The organism is Streptomyces sp. BA2 (assembly GCF_009769735.1).
In the GTDB taxonomy this organism is placed as follows: domain Bacteria; phylum Actinomycetota; class Actinomycetes; order Streptomycetales; family Streptomycetaceae; genus Streptomyces.
Map to the genome: position 1 here is coordinate 1626324 of NZ_WSRO01000002.1, position 16312 is coordinate 1642635.

General features: G+C 72.3%; 15 protein-coding genes. 8 read left to right on the forward strand and 7 right to left on the reverse strand.

The window, feature by feature from the left end; all coding sequences use genetic code 11:
- Positions 1-271 precede the first annotated feature (271 nt).
- Positions 272-1723, reverse strand: coding sequence for an aldehyde dehydrogenase family protein (locus E5671_RS09885; RefSeq protein WP_160503473.1), 1452 nt, complete (start codon positions 1721-1723; stop codon positions 272-274).
- On the reverse strand, positions 1720-2958 hold the full coding sequence (locus E5671_RS09890; RefSeq protein WP_160503474.1) for a M20 family metallopeptidase: 1239 nt from the start codon (positions 2956-2958) through the stop codon (positions 1720-1722). The genes E5671_RS09885 and E5671_RS09890 overlap by 4 nt, the downstream gene beginning before the upstream one ends.
- A gap of 181 nt (positions 2959-3139) precedes the next feature.
- On the opposite strand from E5671_RS09890, the gene E5671_RS09895 reads away from it, so the two are divergent.
- A complete protein-coding gene (locus E5671_RS09895; protein WP_160503475.1) occupies positions 3140-3916 on the forward strand; it encodes a FadR/GntR family transcriptional regulator in 777 nt (258 codons plus the stop codon).
- A gap of 82 nt (positions 3917-3998) precedes the next feature.
- Here E5671_RS09895 and E5671_RS09900 read toward each other — a convergent pair whose 3' ends face one another.
- Together E5671_RS09900 and E5671_RS09905 are read right to left on the reverse strand one after the other, a co-directional pair.
- Positions 3999-4487 (reverse strand): MarR family winged helix-turn-helix transcriptional regulator, encoded by a 489-nt coding sequence (locus E5671_RS09900; protein ID WP_336606044.1) that lies wholly within the window; start codon positions 4485-4487, stop codon positions 3999-4001.
- A gap of 929 nt (positions 4488-5416) precedes the next feature.
- The gene (locus tag E5671_RS09905) at positions 5417-7141 is read right to left on the reverse strand and encodes an FUSC family protein (protein WP_160503477.1); all 1725 of its coding nucleotides are present in this window, start codon (positions 7139-7141) and stop codon (positions 5417-5419) included.
- Positions 7142-7319: 178 nt separating this feature from the next.
- Here E5671_RS09905 and E5671_RS09910 point away from each other — a divergent pair, with 178 nt between their 5' ends.
- The 5 genes from E5671_RS09910 (at position 7320) to E5671_RS47750 (ending at position 11488) form a co-directional block, all read left to right on the forward strand.
- Entirely contained in the window at positions 7320-7919 is a 600-nt protein-coding gene (locus E5671_RS09910; protein WP_160503478.1) for a DUF5134 domain-containing protein, read from the forward strand.
- Between the two features lie 173 nt (positions 7920-8092).
- Positions 8093-9028 carry a M56 family metallopeptidase gene (locus E5671_RS09915; protein WP_160503479.1) on the forward strand — a complete coding sequence of 312 codons (936 nt, stop codon included), beginning with the start codon at positions 8093-8095 and terminating at the stop codon, positions 9026-9028.
- A 95-nt stretch (positions 9029-9123) separates the two neighbouring features.
- The gene (locus E5671_RS09920) at positions 9124-9822 is read left to right on the forward strand and encodes a phosphatase PAP2 family protein (protein WP_160503480.1); all 699 of its coding nucleotides are present in this window, start codon (positions 9124-9126) and stop codon (positions 9820-9822) included.
- Positions 9823-10499: 677 nt separating this feature from the next.
- Entirely contained in the window at positions 10500-11201 is a 702-nt protein-coding gene (locus E5671_RS09925) for an HAD family hydrolase (protein ID WP_202121068.1), read from the forward strand.
- A 161-nt stretch (positions 11202-11362) separates the two neighbouring features.
- Entirely contained in the window at positions 11363-11488 is a 126-nt protein-coding gene (locus E5671_RS47750) for a (4Fe-4S)-binding protein (RefSeq protein ID WP_160510092.1), read from the forward strand.
- A 5-nt stretch (positions 11489-11493) separates the two neighbouring features.
- On the opposite strand, the gene E5671_RS09935 is transcribed toward E5671_RS47750, so the two are convergent.
- Positions 11494-11739 (reverse strand): DUF2630 family protein, encoded by a 246-nt coding sequence (locus E5671_RS09935; RefSeq protein WP_160503481.1) that lies wholly within the window; start codon positions 11737-11739, stop codon positions 11494-11496.
- Between the two features lie 192 nt (positions 11740-11931).
- Here E5671_RS09935 and E5671_RS09940 point away from each other — a divergent pair, with 192 nt between their 5' ends.
- Positions 11932-12618: a TetR/AcrR family transcriptional regulator gene (locus E5671_RS09940; protein ID WP_160503482.1), complete on the forward strand. Its 687-nt coding sequence runs from the start codon at positions 11932-11934 to the stop codon at positions 12616-12618.
- Positions 12619-12659: 41 nt separating this feature from the next.
- Here E5671_RS09940 and E5671_RS09945 read toward each other — a convergent pair whose 3' ends face one another.
- Positions 12660-14159: a hypothetical protein gene (locus E5671_RS09945; protein WP_160503483.1), complete on the reverse strand. Its 1500-nt coding sequence runs from the start codon at positions 14157-14159 to the stop codon at positions 12660-12662.
- A 177-nt stretch (positions 14160-14336) separates the two neighbouring features.
- Here E5671_RS09945 and E5671_RS09950 point away from each other — a divergent pair, with 177 nt between their 5' ends.
- Complete coding sequence (locus E5671_RS09950) at positions 14337-14990, forward strand: DUF305 domain-containing protein (RefSeq protein WP_160503484.1); 654 nt, start codon at positions 14337-14339, stop codon at positions 14988-14990.
- Between the two features lie 11 nt (positions 14991-15001).
- Here the strand turns inward: E5671_RS09950 and E5671_RS09955 are convergent, their stop codons facing one another.
- On the reverse strand, positions 15002-16249 hold the full coding sequence (locus E5671_RS09955; RefSeq protein WP_160503485.1) for an MFS transporter: 1248 nt from the start codon (positions 16247-16249) through the stop codon (positions 15002-15004).
- Between the last annotated feature and the right edge of the window lie 63 nt (positions 16250-16312).

Consider the following 16312-nt stretch of genomic DNA (forward strand, 5'->3'; position numbering starts at 1 on the left):
GGTGCGGCTCCGCCCGGTCCGGAGGCGGCTTCGTCCGGGCCGGAGGCGGCTTCGTCCGGGCCGGAGGCAACTCCGTGCGGGCCGGAGGCGGCTCCGTGCGGCCCGGAGGCAACTCCGTGCGGGCCGGAGGCGGCTCCGTGCGGGCCGGAGGCGGCTCCGTGCGGGCCGGAGGCAACTCCGCCCGTACCGTAGGCGGCTCCGTGCGGACCGGAGGCGGCTCCGTGCGGCCCGTGGCGCGAGTGAGGCAGCCGCGCAGAGGCCCGGTCCTCGCCTAGGGCCTGACGACCGCCATCCGTGTCACCGTCAGCTCCTCGATCGCGAACCTGGGGCCCTCGCGGCCGATGCCCGAGTCCTTGACGCCGCCGTACGGGGCGATGTCGCTGCGGTAGCCGGGGACTTCGTTGACCACGACGCCGCCGACCTCCAGACGGTCCACGGCCTCCAGCGCCGCCCGCAGGCCCCGGGTGAAGACGGCCGCGTGCAGGCCGTAGCGGCTCGCGTTGACGAGGTCGTACGCGGCGTCCAGGTCCGGCACGGTGCGCAGGCAGACGACCGGGCCGAAGATCTCCTCGTCCCAGGCGGGTTCGCCGTCGGGGACCTCCGCGAGCAGGGTGGGGGCCACGCACCGGCCGCCCGCGTCGCGCACTCCCCCGGCCACAAGCCGCGCGCCCGCCGCCCGCGCCCGTCCGACCCAGTCGAGCACCCGCTCCGTCGCCGTCCCGTCGATGAGCGCCGAGACGCGTGTCCCGGGGTCCCGCGGGTCGCCGACCACCACGTCCGGCAGCCGGTCCGCGAGCCGCTTCTCGAACGCGTCCGCGACCGCGGCCACGACGATGACCCGCTGTACGGAGATGCAGGCCTGCCCCGAGGCGTAGAACCCGCCCCGCACCACCGCCTCGGCCGCCGCGTCGAGATCGGCGTCCGCGGCCACGACGAGCGCCGCGTTGGAGCCGAGTTCGAGGACCACCTTGCGGGGCGCCGCGTCCCGCGCGATGCGGTGGCCGACGGCCGCTGACCCGGTGAAGGAGACCGCGGCGACCCCCGGGTGCGTGGTGAGCGTACGGCCGACCTCCGCGTCCCCCGTGACGAGTTGCACCGCTCCGACGGGCGCACCGGCCGCCGCGAGCTGTTCCCGTACGAGATGGACGAGCCGCAGCGTGGCGAGCGGTGTCGCCGGTGCGGGCTTGACGATCACCGGGCAGCCCGCGGCGAGCGCCGGTGCGATCTTGTGGGAGGCGAGAAGGACCGGGTAGTTGAAGCCCGCGATGCCGACCACGACGCCGACAGGCTTGCGCGTCCAGAAGCCGAAGAGGCCCTCCCCGGACGGCTGGAGGTCAAGCGGCACGGTCTCACCGTGCAAACGGGCCACCTCGTCGGCGGCGGACTGCCAGGTCGCCACGGACCGCCGCATCTCGACCTCGCAGTCGACCCGCGGCTTCCCGGTCTCCAGGACGAGCAGGTCCACCAGTTCCGGCGCCGCGTCGTCCAGCGCTGCCGCGACCCCCGCGAGGACCTGCCGCCGCGTCCCGGCGGTCAGCCTGCCGACCCCCGCCCGCAGCGCCGCGGCATGTTCGACGGCCCGTACCGCGAGGTCTTCGTCGCCGATCGGCGCCGTGCCGATCTCGCTGCCGTCGTACGGAAAGCGGACGGGCCCACTGGCGGGCGCGGCCACCCAGCCGTCTCCGACGGGCAGCCCTTCGGGACACGTCTCGGGGCGGGTCATCGCGCACCTCCGGTCGCGCCGTTCAGGAAGGAGCGCGCCGCCGCGGCGTACACGCGCGTGTACTCGACGATCTCGCGCACCTCGACGAACTCGTCCTTCTGGTGCGCGATCCACTTCCCGCCGGGTCCGTAGACGACGGTCGGCAGACCGGCGTCGCGGGTGAGGATGGTCCCGTCCGTGGTGCCGGGCACGGCCCCGAACGGCGGTGGGCTGCCATGCACTTGACGGTGTCCGTCGACGAGGGCGGTGACCACGGGGTGGTCCTCGGGGATCTCGATGGCGGGCCGGTCGTCGACCACGGTGAGGCCGACGCCGACCCCCACGGTCCCGGCCGCCTCGATCGCGAACTCCCTGATCCGCTCGATGAGTTCGGCGTGGTCGGTGCCAGGGATCGTGCGTACGTCGATGCCGACGAGCCCGTGCGCGGGGATGACGTTGAGCTGGTCCGGGTCCCCACCGTGCAGGACGGTCGGCGTGACCGTCACGCTTCCGGCGTGCGGGTGGGTGCCGTACCGCTCCTGGGCCCAGTCCTGCACGCGGGCGAGTGCCTCGACGATGCGGGCCCCCGCGACGATCGGGCTCCTGGCCTCCTGCGGCATGGCGCCGTGGGCCATCACCCCGTCGAGATCGAGCCGGAGCCGGATGCCGCCGCGGGCGGAGGTGCACACCTCGTACCCCTCCGGCTCGCAGACGATGACTCCGTCCACCTCACGCGCGAGCGGGGTCGCTGCGAACGCCTTCGCGCCGAGCATCAGCCCTTCCTCGTCGCACAGCACGCCGAGGACGACACGGCCCGGGAAGGGGCCGGACAGTTGCAGGGCCCGCACCCCGTAGATCATCGCCGCGACACCGGACTTCATGTCGGCGGAGCCGCGCCCCCAGAGCCTGCCGTCCCGGATCTCCGCGCCGTAGGGATCGAAGCTCCAGTCCGCCGGGTCCCCCTCCGTGACGACGTCGATGTGCCCCTCGAACATCAGGGTCGGCCCTTCGCCTCCCCCGCCCTCGATGACGGCGACGGTGTTGGGCCGTCCCGGCGCGACCTCCACCACGTCGTACGCCCAGCCGAACTCGGTGAAGAGGCGGGCGACGAGTTCGGCCGCGGGCCGCTCCACGTCGGTGGCACCGGCCGCGTTGACGGTACGCAGCCGGACCAGATCCTGGGTGAAGGCGACGACGGCGGCGGAGTCGATGTCAGGGACGGGGACGGGGACGGACGTGCTTGAGCTGGTGTGCATGGAACCTCCAAGTCGGTCAGCCGAGAGGCCAGTCGACTGGTCAGACCAGTTGAATTCCCGTACTCTGCCTGCACGTTCAGGGCCGGGTCAACCACCAGATCTTGGTTTTCCCGCGCCGACACCGCGTATCACTCGCGTAGCACTCGCGTAGCAATTACGCACCGTGGAGGGGGGCGGGCCGATGGCCGCCGACGACGCCGACCTGTTCCGGCCGGTCACACCGGTCCGCGCCTACCAGCGGGTGGCCGAGCAGATCGAGGAGCGCATCCTCAGCGGTGATCTGCCGCCCGGCTCCCGGCTGCCCGCCGAGCGCGAGCTGGTCAACCGCTTCGGCGTGGGCCGGTCCACGGTCCGCGAGGCACTGCGGGTCCTGCAGTCGGCGGGCCTGATCCGCTCCCGCCCCGGCGACCCGCTGGGCGCCGAGGTCCTCGGCGTCTCCCCCGACAACCTCAGCCAGGCCCTGGGCCGCCTGACCCGCTCCAGCGTGGCGACGCTCGGCGAACTGGTGCAGTTCCGCATGGTGTTGGACGCGGAGAGCAACCGCCTGGCGGCACGTCTGCACGGCGAGGACGACCTCGCCCGGATGCGGGAGCAGATCACCCGCATGGAATCCCTCAGCCTGGGCGGCCCGGCGTCCCTGCACGCGTTCAGCGAGGCGGACGCGCTCTTCCATCGCGCGATCGCCGAGGCGAGCGGCAATTCCCTCCTGGGCCTGTGCGCACGTGCCGTGCACGAGGCGGTGGTGGAGGTCATCGAGAAGAAGATCGCGGGCGTCGCGGACACCACGGCCTGGATGGAGCGCTCCATAGCCCATCACCGCGAGGTCCTGACGGCGATCGCGGCAGGCAACGCCCCACTCGCCGCCCGCCTTGGCCGGACGGCCCTGCATGAGTACTACGCGGAGCATGTGGAGCCCGGGGCAAGGGATTTGCTGGCGGCGTCGATGGAGGACCACTGACGGAGCGTCTCCCTCTGACGCAGCGTCCCCCTCGAACCCGGCTCGCCCCGCTCAGCCCCGGAAGGCGCGGCTCAGCCCCGGCTCAGCCGCGGAAGCCGGGTGAGAGACCGAGACGCCCCTCCAGCTGCCCCAGCAAATCCCCGAGCAGGGCGCTGAGTTGACTCTGCCCGTCCTCGTCGAGCCCCGCGAGGACGACGGTCTCGTACGCGAGCTGATCGGGCAGGATCGAGTCGACCAGGTCACGGCCCGCGTCGGTCAGGCCGACGTGCGAGACACGGCGGTCACGAGTGTCGGCGCGCCGGTCGACCAGGCCGCGTTCCTGGAGCTGCTTGAGGCGCTTGGTGACGGCGGCACCCGACGAGAAGGTCTCGCGGGCCAGTTCACCGGGGGTCAGTTCATGTCCGGTGCGACGCAGCGCGCCGAGGAGGTCGAACTCGGGCCGGGTCAGACCGACGCGGCGCAGCGGGGCGTCCTCGGCCTGTTGCAGGAGGGCAGCACAGCGATTGATGCGGCCGATGACCTCCATAGGCCCGGTATCGATATCCGGCCGCACAGCCTGCCACTGGCGCACGACAGCGGCGACGGTGTCACGGGGCGCGTGCGGAGCGGCGCCTGCCGCGGGCGCGGCGCTGCCCGTGGCGGAGGCGGCACCCCCCGTTGCAGGCCCGGCACCACCCGACACGGAGACTCCACTGCCCGACGCAGGACCGGCACCTCCCGACCCAGCGACGGTGCGGCCCGTCGCAGGCCCGCCGCCGCCCGAAACGGAGCCAGCGCTGCTCGACGTAGAGGAGGCACTGCCCGGCGTGAGCCCGGCGCTACCCGCCGCAGAGACGGCACTGCTCGTAGCGGGCGCGGCGCCACCTCCCGCAGGCCAGGCACCACCCGACGCGGAGGCGCCGCCGCCGGACGCAGAGACGCCACTGCCCGACGCGGAGAGGGCGCTGCTCGGCCCGGCGCTCCCCATCGCGGAGGCTGCACCACCCGTCGCAGGACCGGCACCGCCCGCTGCGGAGACGGCACTGCCAGACGCAGGCCCGGCACCACCCGAGACGGAGACAGCGCTGCTCGTCGTAACCGTGGCACTGCCCGGCGTGAGCCCCGCGCTGCCCGCCGCGGAGACGGCACTGCTCGTGGCGGGCGCGGCGCTCCCCGTGGCGGAGGCGGCACCACCCAGCGCAGGCCCAGCACCACCCGACGCGGAGACCCCACTGCCGGAAGCGGAGACGGCACGACCTGGCTCAGACGCGGCGGGTCCCGACGCGGAGACGCCACCACCCGCCGCAGACCCGGCCCCACCCGACGCAGCGACGCCACTGCCCGGCACAGGACCAGCACCGCCCGACGCAGAGGCGCCGCTGCCCGGTGCCGAGGCGTCGCCTCGTGACGTGGGGTCGGCGCCGGCTGTGTCGGCATCTTCCGCACGGGACACGGCTTCTTCCGCCGTGGCCCGTTCGCTTCCGTTCCTCATGCGCCCCTGTCCTCGTGTCGCCCGGATCGTCACACCCGTACGCGCTCGCCGTGCTCCATGCCGCGTACCGTCGCCGCGAGCGTACGGTGTCCGGCCTGCTCGGCGGCCAGTACCCGTTGCTCCGGCAGGGCGCGCTGCCACCATTCGCCCGCCGCCGCGTCATGGGTGGCGCGGAGGTCGACCAGCGCGGCGGTCAGGTCGCGGCGCGCCGGGCGCAGGTTGGCTGGGGTGGCCGTCAGGGCCTGTTCGGCGCGGGCGCGGGCCCGGTCCGTGGCGTCGATGGCCAGTTCGATGTGGTCGGCGGCGCGCCGGTTGGTGACGGCGATCGCCGCGACGATGCCGAGCAGCGCGCCCACGAACGTGTCCACGACCCGGTCGAGGATCAGCTCTCCGGGCTGCTGGAACCGCGCGAACTCCGTGACCAGGAGCGCCATGGGCGTGACGCACACGCTGCCCAGCCAGTAGTTGCGGGCCATCAGCGCCTCCGCCCCGAAGGCGAGCGCCAGGCAGCAGACGATCAGCGCGGCCTGGCTGAGGTGGGCCAGCGGGGCGATCGCGGCAAAGGCGAGCACCCCGACGAGGTTGCCGACCACGCGCTGCACTCCCCTGTTCCAGGTGAGCGTGACGTTGGCCTGGTAGAGGGACGCGGCCGTGACCAGCGCCCAGTAGGGGCGGCCGACGCCGAGGGCCAACGACACGTACCCCGCGAGCGCGCAGCCGACGGCCGTGCGCAGCGCGATGGGCAGCAGCGGCGATCCGGGGCCCAGGCGCCGCCAGAGCGAGAGCTCCGCCGCCAACTCGGCCTCTACTCCGAGGAGTTCGTCCTCCGCTTCGGGGCGTACGCCGCCGGGGCGGGGCACAGCGCCCGTACCGCGCAGTCCCGCCGCCCAGGCGCGCAGCTGGGCGGGGTCCGCCGCCGATGGCGCGGCCAGGGCCTCCTCGGCGTGGATGACCAGGCGCTCCAGGGCGCGCCGCGCCGCCGTGCGGGCACCGGTGGCGAGCAGTGACTGCCAGGCCGCGTGGACGGCCGCTGCCGCCGCCGGCCGGGCGCGCTCACGGCCGGGGCCCGCCGCCTCGGCGTACGCGGCCGCCGCTCGCAGGGCCCGCGCGGTGGCCCGGCGCTCAGGGCCGTGCGGGCGCACCAGCGCGGGGGCCATGCCGACCAGCCAGGCCACCGCGCCCGCGCCGAGCGTCAGGGCGAGGTGACCGGGGACCTGCCCGATGGCCTGCGGCGCGAACAGCGTCGCGGAGCTGATGAACGTGAAGATGAGGTGGCCGGGCGGGCCGATGCGGGTCGCGTCGCAGAGCGTCTTCTGTGCGGCGGCGAGCAGCGCCCCGACCGCGACGAGCACCGCCGCCGACGTGGTGAGCGAGGCGGCGACCATGGCGATGCCGACGCTGGCGAGCATCCCGAGGACGACACCGGCGAGGGCGCGGGCCCGCGCGGCGTAGGGGAGGTTGTGGGTGTAGAGGGCGCAGAACGATCCGGCCATCGTGTACATGACGAGGTCCAGGCGGCCGATCGCGAGGAGCGTCAGATTCGGTATCGCGGTGGCGACGACCACGCTCGACGCGGGCTTGAACCAGATGTCGGACGGCTTACCCGGGCGCAGCACACCGGCGAGCGGGAGTCGACGGACACGGACACGGGTGGGCCCGGAGGGGCTGGATGAGCTGGAGGGGCTGGAGGGGCTGGAGGGGCTGGAGGGGCTGGGGGAAGGTGGCGGCGTACTGCCCACCGGTGCACTGCTCATACCTAGAACATTAGCAAGTGTTTTACTCAGAAACGATTTACGATTTCCCTGGGGAACCACCCCGGAACCACCCCCCGCTCCCCCCGCGCTCCCCACGTACACCCGTGCGCTCGCGTACGACGCCCTGCGCGAGGGCATCGACCCGACGACACGACACCGTCGATCGGGGAGGTGTGCGGTGCACGGACCGGCGCAGGCCGGCTGGCTGCTCGTCGCGCTGTGCGCGGCGACCGGGTCCTACTGCCTGCTGCGGATGCGCAGCAGGATCGAGGCACAGCGCCGGACGGCCGGCGGAGAGGCGCTCATGGGGTTCGGGATGGCGTTGATGGCCCTGCCCGCCGCCGTCCTGACCCCGCCACGGTGGGCCTGGCTGGGGTACGCGGCCGTGTTCGGCGCGGCGGCGCTTCACACCCTCTGGGCCGCCCGCCGGAACCGGCACCATCACCGGCACCATCGCCACCATCTACATCACCTGCATCACCTGCATCACCTGGTCGGCGCCTGCGCCATGGTCTACATGGCAGTGGCCATGGCCGCGACCCCCACCGCGCACGCGGGCCACGGCGGCGGGGGCACCCCGATGCTCACCGGTGCCCTGTTGCTGTACTTCGCGGGATACGTGCTGTGGTCGGGGGCCCGCCTCCTGCCCGTACCGACGCTCGCGATGGCGGAGGGGGGCGGCGGGACGGTCACAGGGTGGGCCGACCGCACCGAGCTGGCGATGGCGTGCAGACTGTCCATGGGGATCGCCATGATCGCGATGCTGCTGACGCTGTAGAACACCACGGCCCCACGAGGCAGAGGACGCGAGGCCGTAAGGGGCGCCGCAGAGGGCGCGAGGCCGTAAGAGGCGAGGCCTTAACGGGCGATATCCCGCGATCGGCCGTGGCGTGCGTCACTTGAGGCGATAGGCCATACCCTCCGACAGCGCCGCCCTCATAGTCTTGACACATGTTGCTCCCCGTTGCGCTGTTGCTGCTGGGCGCCCTCACCGCCGTCGTCGCCCCGCGCCTCCTCGCACGCGCCGACTGGCCGGAGCGCGAACCGGTGGTCGCGCTGTGGGCGTGGCAGTGCGTCGTGGCGGGTGTGCTCATGTGCTGCGCCCTGTCGATGACCTTGAGCGCCGCCGCCGCGTGGCAGGCCGTGCGCGGCCACGTCTTCGCGCCCGCGCCGCACGACGTGGTCGACGCGTACGCGCTCGGGGCGGGCGGCTACTGGGCGCCCGCGACCGCCGTGGCGCTGGCCCTGGGCGGCGTATGGACCGCCGCGATGCTGACCCGGGAGATCGCCCGGGCTCGGGCGAGGCGCCGCAAGGGGCGTGCCGAACTCCTCCTGCGCGCACCGCTGTTGCCCGGCGAGGAGCCCGGCGCCGACCGTCTCGTCGTCCTGGAGGGCGAGCGCCCCGACGCCTGGTGGCTGCCGGGGGCCGCACCCCAACTGGTCATCACCACCGCCGCGTTGCGGCGCCTGAAGGGCCGTCAGCTGGATGCCGTGCTCGCCCATGAGCAGGGGCATGCGCAGGCACGGCACGACTGGCTCCTGCACTGCTCGGGCGCGCTGGCCACGGGGTTCCCGCAGGTACCTGTCTTCGCCGCGTTCCGGGACGAGATGCACCGCCTGGTCGAGCTGGCCGCCGACGACGTGGCTTCGCGGCGCTTCGGGCGCCTGACGATCGCCCTCGCGCTGGTCGAGCTGAACGAAGACCGGGGCGTGTTCGGCCCCTGCCCCACCCCGCAGGCTCACGTACCGCAGCGGGTGCACCGGTTGCTGTCCGCGCGGCCTCGGCTCACCGCGGGGAGGCGGCTGCGGCTGACGGCTGCCGCGGCACTGGTGCCGGTGGTCCCGCTCCTGGTGACGTTCGTGCCGGGGCTGCGCGCGCTGGGGTAGTGGTCTGCCGCCGGAGGCCGCGGCTGCCGGGTCCGACCCCGCGGGACCACGCCCCGGGATGGCCCCCGGCGCCACCCGTCGGCGAGGATCTCCCTATGCACCCCGCCGCACCCCTCGACTCGCCGCCCGGTCCGCCCCGTCCGCGCAGGCCCCGCGCCCCGCTCGTCGCCGCGCTCCTGTGCGTCCCCTCGCTCCTGCTGATCCTCCTGGTCGAGCTGGAATGGGGCCCCCTTGGCACCCTCGACGGAGACATCGCGCGCACCACGCACCGGTGGGCCGTCGCGCACGACGGCGCCACCCAGGCAAGCCGCATCCTGACCGACTGGGTGTGGGACCCGTGGACGATGCGCGCGCTGATCTCCGTGGCCGTGGTGTGGCTCGCCTTCCGCGGGGCGTACGGGCTGGCCCTGTGGCTCGCGGTCACCTGCGTGGTGGGCACCGTGGTGCAACAGGGCCTCAAGGCGGCGGTCGACAAGCCGCGCCCGACGTGGCCGGACCCGGTGGACTCCGCGCACTACGCGGCGTTCCCCTCGGGACACGCCATGACGGCGACGGTCGTCTGCGGGCTGCTCCTGTGGCTGCTGCGCGTGTACGGCGTCGGGCCCACCCTATGGCGCACGGGCGTGACGATCGCCGTGGTCTCCGTCGTCGGGGTCGGCGTGACCCGAGTCTGGAACGGCGTGCACTGGCCGTCGGACGTCGTAGGCGGCTGGCTCCTGGGCGCCCTGATGGTCACCCTGGCAATCGCCACGTACGCGTACCGCCCGACCCCCCGCCCAACGGAGCCCACGTAACGAGCCCGCTCCCAGCCGACCGGCCGTGGCGCACAGCCCATGAGACACCGTCACCGTCCGCCTGCTGAACACGGCCGCTGAGCACACGAACAGCGCCCCACACGACCATGCCGTACGACCCACCACTGTCCCGGCCCCGCCCCAAAACCACGTAACGAGGTCGCTCCCAGCCCATCGACCGCAGCGCACAGCCCATCACCACCGCCGCCGCCCACCCACACCTGAATCGGCACGCACCCCACCCCTCAGACGCCTGCACCGGCCGTCTGCTGAACACAGCTGCTGGACACAGGGACGGCGCCCCACAGGACCACGACGTACGCCGCCCCCGGCCCCCGCCCGGCCGAAATCACGTAACGAGCCCGCTCGCCCCACCCCTCGGTCGCGACACACGCCCGGACAATGGCGCGACCAGCACCGCTCAACGGGCACGACCCAGCTGCGAAACGGCGCGCCCCGGCCATCAAGCCTCCCCGGAGACTGGCTGCTCGACGCACTGACGGCGACCCTCACGCCGGGACCGGCACGACCCACGGCTGGGTCAGCGCGCGTCGGCAGTCCGGAATCCTCCGCGGTTGACGCCCGGCGGGCCGCCGCCCGCGCACCCCGTGCCGCTCAACGCCCCCGCCGCCCAGCGCACTTGACCGCCCCTCGTGCAGTCCCGGAGGATCCCTGGCATGGCGATCAAGGGCGCGCTCTTCGACTTCTCCGGGACTCTGTTCCGCATCGAGTCCACCAGTGCCTGGCTGCGGGCGGTGCTCCACGAGGCCCGACTCCCGCTCCCCGCAGCCGAGTTCGAGCGGCTGGCGGCCGGTCTGGAGCGCGCCGGGGCGCTGCCTGGCGGGGCGCGGCCCGACGTCGTTCCCGAGCGCCTGGCCGAGCTGTGGGCCCAGCGCGACCGCAGCGCCGCACAGCACCGCGCCGCGTTCACCGCCCTTTCGCGCGAGGTCACTCTGCCCGATCCGCTCCTGCACGACGCCCTGTACGAACGCCACATGCGGCCGGAGGCCTGGTCCCCCTACGCCGACGCGGCGGAGGTGCTCGGCGGGCTCCGTGAGCGGGGCGTCCGCGTCGCCGTGGTCAGCAACATCGGCTGGGATCTGCGGCCCGTCTTCCGCGACCACGGCCTGGACCCGTACGTCGACACGTACGCCCTGTCGTACGAGCACGAGATCCAGAAGCCGGACCCCCGCCTGTTCGCGCGCGCCTGCGTCGCGCTCGGCGTCGATCCGGCGGACGCGCTGATGGTCGGCGACGAACGGCACGCGGACGGCGGCGCCACCGCGCTCGGCTGCGCCGTCCACTTCGTGGACCACCTGCCCGTGGACCAGCGGCCGGCCGGACTGCGCCCCGTCCTCGGCCTCGTCGACCGGGGCTGAGAGGCTCGCTCGTGCGGCAGCCGCAGCCGCAGCCGCACAGCATCACGCGCGTCTCCCGCCCAGCCCCGCCGTCCGCCCCGCCACAGTGATCCGCAGGTCACCACGGATCACGAGCGTGCCGTCGACCCCGTCGACCCCGTCGACCCCGCCGAGGACAGGACATCACCGTCACCTTCGACGGGCGGCGGTGTCTGCACGCCGCGGAGTGCGTGCGCGGGCCGCCCCGGGTCTTCGACCTGCGGCTCCTCGGCCTACGCTCGCGGCGCGGCGCGGCTCATGACCGGTAGCCCTCTCATGACCGGTAGCCCTCGACCTCGGCGGCAGGCCGCACCCGCGCCTCGTCAGGGTTCTCGCCGAACTCCGCCTTCGCGCGCCGCTGGCGCAGCAGGTCCCAGCACTGGTCGAGTTCACGCTCGATCACGCCGAGCCTCGCACGCTCCGTCGCCTCGTCGATCGCTCCCGACGCCAGGGAGTCCCGCAGCGTCCGCTCGTCGTCGACCATCGACGCGATCCGGGACAGAATCTGCTCTTGATCCATCTCAGTACGCCTCCTCGGCCCCCCGGCCCACTGTAAGGACGGTTCGGCCGATCGGCACCTGTGAGCAGGCAACACTCCCCCGCGGTGCTGCCTGCCCCAGGTCGCACCGGACCACGAGACGACCACTGAGGGTCTGGGCCCGAGACACGCTGAGTATACTGGCTCCCAGCCAGTCAACGCAGGAGTTACAGGATGTCCCCGCGTAGCGCATCGGTCAATGAAGAGTTGCGAAGGCGTTCCAGGGAACGGCTCCTGCAGGCCACGGTCGAGCTGGTGAGCGAGCGCGGCTACGAGGCGACGACACTCGGCGACATCGCGGACCGCGCGGGCTCGGCCCGAGGCCTGGTGTCGTACTACTTCCCCGGCAAGCGTCAGCTCCTGCAGTCTGCCGTGCACCGGTTGATGCACCGCACGCTGGAAGCCGCGCTCGAACGGGAGCCGCGGTCGACGGACGGCGATGAACTCCTGGCCCGTGCCATCGACGCGATCCTGGGCCTGGCCAGGGACCAGCCCGTCCTCATGCGCACACACATGGCGGGGATCCTCCAGGCGGACGGGTTCGTGCGCTGCCCTGAGCAGCAGCACCTAGCCCAACTGCTCCGCGACACCGTCGTACGCCATGGGTCGCCCGACGTGGACACCGACTATCCGCTGCTGCGCGCGCTGCTGATGGGCGCGGTCTTCGCGGTGCTGCTTCCGGGGGCGCCGATGCCGCTGTGCGCGCTGCGTGCCGAGCTGTTCCAGCGGTACGGGCTCGCGTGGGAGCTCGGAGTCCCGCCGGGCGAGGAGCCGCCCGGCGGGACACACGCGCGAGTCGCCGATCAGGCCGCGCAGGAGACGCGGTCACCTCAGCAGCCGACTCAGCAGCCGACCCATTAGCCGAGTCAGCGGTCGACTCAGCGATCAGCCCATCGGTCCACTCAGTCGAAGTAGTCCGGCTGGGTCTGGACATTGAGCTCACGGACGCGGACCCGCTCGGCGGGATCCGTCCGCTTGTCGTCGATCTTCAGGACGTCGAAGCCCTTGGCGATGTCGTTCGAGTAGACATAGCCGTTGTAGTAGTACGCCGACCAGGAGCCGCCGGTCTGGATCGCGTCGGTGCTGAGGGGACCGCGCTCGAAGTAGCCGATCTCCTTCGGCTTCGAGGAGTTGGTGAAGTCCCAGACGGAGACGCCGCCCTGGTACCAGGCCTGGACCATCAGGTCCTTGCCCTTGACCGGGATCAGCGAGCCGTTGTGGGCCACGCAGTTCTCGGTTGCGGCCTGGTGGCGCGGGATCTTGTAGTAGCTCTTGAAGACGAGCTTGCGGTGATCACCCTTGCCCTTGACGTCGTAGATGCCGTTGGCGCCGCGCTCCGGTCCGGTGGCCTCGTCACAGGTGGCGGCGCCGCCGCCACCCAGCTCGTCGGTGAAGACGATCTTGTCGGCCTTCTGGTTGAAGGTCGCCGAGTGCCAGAACGCGAAGTTCTTGTTGTCCTGGACCTGGTCGATGACCTTGGGCTTCTCGGGGTTCTTGATGGAGAAGAGGATCCCGTCGCCCATGCAGGCGCCCGCGGCCAAGTCCTTGGAGGGCAGCACGGTGATGTCGTGGCAGCCGGTGGTCTTGGAGACGCCCGGGTTGGTGGGCCCGCCCGGGTTTCCGCCGCCGTCGGGGCCTTCACCCGGGAAGAGGACGGGGAAGTCGACGACCGCGGCCTTCTGCGGGGCCTTGCGGGGCACCTTGATGATGGAGATGCCGTCGTGCGGGGGCTGGCAGTCCGGGAACGTCGCGCTCGGAGAGTACGAGGAGACGTACACGTAGACGTTCCGCTTCTCCGGCACCAGGGTGTGCGTGTGCGAGCCGCAGGCGGTCTCGACGGCGGAGACGTACTTCGGGTTCGACTTGTCGCTGATGTCGAAGACCTTCATGCCCTCCCACGAGGACTTCTCCGTCGCGGGCTGCGAGGTGCTGCTGCAGGAGTTGTCGCTGCGCGAGGAGTCGGTGGAGAGGAAGAGCAGGTTCCCGGAGACGGAGATGTCGTTCTGCGAGCCGGGACACAGGACTTGGGAGACGGTCCGCGGCTTCTTCGGGTTGCTGATGTCGAAGATGCGGAAGCCGTCGTAGTTGCCCGCGAAGGCGTACTTCCCCTGGAACGCGAGGTCGGAGTTGGTGCCCGGCAGCGCGTCCTTGGGGATGTTGGCGAGGTGCTTGATGTTGTCCGAGTGCACGATCTCGTCGGGCGCGGGTATCTTCCCGCTCTTGATGTCCGCCTTCGCATCGGCGGCATCGCTCTTCGAAACGCTCTTGGGTGCGGCCGGCGAGTCGCCCGGGTCGGGCGTCGCTCCGGCGGGCGCCGCGCTGAACAGCGCGGCAATCAGACCGAGCGCGGCCGCGCCGACGCCGAAGCGTCTGCGCCGTGTTCGGGGGTTGTTCAGGGTCACTGCGTCCTCCCTAGTAGCCGTTCGTAATTGAACGGTTCACGGACACCCCGCAGTATCGTGCTCATCATGCACAGATCAACAGGTGGCAACACATCTGTAATGAAAGTTTTTGATCACTACCGCGCGTAAGCGTGCTAGGACGGTCCTCAACTCCCCCGCACGCCACAGGAGGCAGCCGTGCACCACCGCCGTACGCCCGCCGCAACCGTGTTCCTCACGGCCGCCGTTCTGGCGCTCGGCGCCTGCGACTCAGGAGGCTCCGACGCCGGTTCACAGCCGGACAAGAAGACCGCGCCCGGACCTTCGGTGATCGCTCCCGGCAAACCGGGCGAGAGCGCCGCGACGATGTCCGCCGAGGACGCGGCCAAGAAGAGAACCGACGACAACACCCCCAACTCGGCGGACTTCACCTACACCCAGATGATGATCACGCACCACGGCCAGGCCCTGAAGATGACCGAACTCGCCCCGAAGCGCGCCGATTCCGCGAAGGTCAAGCGCCTCGCCGACCGCATCTCGGCCGCGCAGCGCCCCGAAATCGGCGCGATGAAGGGCTGGTTGAAGAACCACGGCGGTGCGAAGAAGCAGCCAGCTCACGACCACGGGACGATGCCGGGCATGGCCACCGAGGGGCAGCTGAAGCAGCTGCGCGCCGCGAAGGGCAAGACGTTCGACGAGCTCTTCCTGAAGCTGATGATCACGCACCACAACGGCGCGGTCACGATGGCCACGGATGTGCTCTCCGACGGCAACAACATCCAGGTCGAGGAGATGGCCAACGACGTGATCGCGCAGCAGACGACGGAGATCAGCCGGATGCGCGAGATGTGAGGCGCGGGGCGTCAGCCGCCGGTCCGCGCGGCGTCCCGCTCGTCGTGCGGCTCGTGGTCCCTTCGCGGCAGCAGCAGGGGGGTGGCAAGGATCAGGACGCCGGCGACCCCGACCGCGGTACGCGGTCCTGTGACGCCGGCCAGCAGGCCCCACAGAGCGGTCATGGCAGCGATGGAGAGCTTGCTGGTGACCGACCAAGCGGACAGGGTGCGGGCGACGCGGTCCGCCGGGGTGTGGTCGAGGCGGTAGGTCGCGAACACCGGGTTGAACACGCCCGAGCAGGTGATCAGGCCGAACTCGACGACGATGACGAGGACGAGCCCGGCGACACCGGGGCCGACGAAGGCGAGGCCGAGGAGCCAGCACGCCCGCAGCGTCCCTGCGGTGAGCAGGACCCTGTGCCGCCCGAACCGCTCGACGAGCGGCCGGGCAAGCCGCGAGCCGATCAGGCCGCCGACGCAGGGCACGGCGAACGCCAGGCCGTACTGCCAGGGCGCGAAGCCGAGTTCGCCGACCATCAGGACGATCAGGAGGGGCGAGGTCGCCATGATCAGGCCGTTGTTCAGAACCGTGTTGAAGAACAGCGGGCGCAGCGCAGGGCCCGCCAGGATGTAGCGCCATCCGTCGAGCAGATCACCTGCCCGGAAGCGGGGTGCCGGCACGGTGCGCACGGGGTGCGGCTCCTTGCCGCCGATCGCGCGGACCCCCAGGGCCGAGAGCAGATAGCTGACCGCGTCGGCCAGCACCGTGATCACCGGACCGAAGAGCCCGATCACGGCCCCGCCCAGCGGCGGCCCGATCACCAGGGCGGTCCAACTCGTGGACTCCAGGCGGCCGTTGGCGGCGAGCAGGTCCTCCTTCCGTACGAGCGCCTTGAGGCACGCACCGCTCGCCGCGCTGAAGGCGATGTCGGCCGCGCCGACCACGACCGCCACGGCCAGGAGCTGGCCGAAGCCGAGCAGACCGAGCGCGTACGCGGCGGGGACGCTGAGCAGCGCCGCGCACCGGACCAGGTCCATCGCGATCATCACCGACCGCTTGCGGCGGAACTCCACCCACGGCCCGAGCGGCACCGCCACCACCGCGCCCACCGCGAACCCCGCCGCCGCGAGGACCGACACCTCCGTCGGACCGGCGTCCAGGGCCAGGATCGCGATCAGGGGGAACGCGTCGAACGCGAGCCGCGTGCCGAACACACTGATCGTGTAGGCCGCCCACAGCCATCCGAACTGCCGCCCGAGGGACCGCCTGGCCTCCATACCCGGTGCCACCCCTTGCCGCGCGCTCGAACACACTCACTTTGACCTGCGGCATCCAAACCG

Coding starts and splice junctions, on each gene's coding strand:
- E5671_RS09905 (WP_160503477.1), bottom strand. CDS start 7,141: ATGAGCAGTGCACCGGTGGGCAGTACGCCGCCACCTTCCCCCAGCCCC.
- E5671_RS09920 (WP_160503480.1), top strand. CDS start 9,124: ATGCACCCCGCCGCACCCCTCGACTCGCCGCCCGGTCCGCCCCGTCCG.
- E5671_RS09885 (WP_160503473.1), bottom strand. CDS start 1,723: ATGACCCGCCCCGAGACGTGTCCCGAAGGGCTGCCCGTCGGAGACGGC.
- E5671_RS09895 (WP_160503475.1), top strand. CDS start 3,140: ATGGCCGCCGACGACGCCGACCTGTTCCGGCCGGTCACACCGGTCCGC.
- E5671_RS09890 (WP_160503474.1), bottom strand. CDS start 2,958: ATGCACACCAGCTCAAGCACGTCCGTCCCCGTCCCCGTCCCTGACATC.
- E5671_RS09935 (WP_160503481.1), bottom strand. CDS start 11,739: ATGGATCAAGAGCAGATTCTGTCCCGGATCGCGTCGATGGTCGACGAC.
- E5671_RS09940 (WP_160503482.1), top strand. CDS start 11,932: ATGTCCCCGCGTAGCGCATCGGTCAATGAAGAGTTGCGAAGGCGTTCC.
- E5671_RS09925 (WP_202121068.1), top strand. CDS start 10,500: ATGGCGATCAAGGGCGCGCTCTTCGACTTCTCCGGGACTCTGTTCCGC.
- E5671_RS09915 (WP_160503479.1), top strand. CDS start 8,093: ATGTTGCTCCCCGTTGCGCTGTTGCTGCTGGGCGCCCTCACCGCCGTC.
- E5671_RS09955 (WP_160503485.1), bottom strand. CDS start 16,249: ATGGAGGCCAGGCGGTCCCTCGGGCGGCAGTTCGGATGGCTGTGGGCG.